This is a genomic window from Pseudomonas sp. AC463, assembly GCF_979253585.1.
This window is the reverse complement of the sequence record NZ_CEEDDZ010000538.1, coordinates 1-277: the sequence shown is the minus strand read 5'-3', so window position 1 is coordinate 277 and position 277 is coordinate 1. Positions and strand designations below refer to the sequence as shown.

At 65.7% G+C, this 277-nt stretch carries 1 protein-coding gene; it reads left to right on the top strand.

Annotation, left to right across the window (positions count from 1 at the left end; translation table 11 throughout):
• On the top strand, nucleotides 1-277 hold a 277-nt coding region (locus AC0IYH_RS31305), incomplete at both ends, for a transposase (protein ID WP_471838108.1).

Here is a 277-nt window from a genome sequence, read left to right as displayed (position 1 = left end):
GTCTGGGAGCGGGTGTTCGAGGCGCTGACAGCCGACCGGGACAACCAGGATCTGATGATCGACAGCACCATCGTTCGCGCGCACCAGCAGGCAGCGAGCGGAAAATTGGGGGCCAAGGATCAGGCGCTGGGGCGTTCCCGAGGAGGGCTGACGACCAAGGTTCACATGCTCGCCGACACGTTCGGCCGGCCCTTGCGCTTTCACATCACGCCCGGGCAAGCCAGCGACATCGCTTCGGCACCTGGACTGCTCGAAGGCCAGCGCGGCAAAGCCGTAC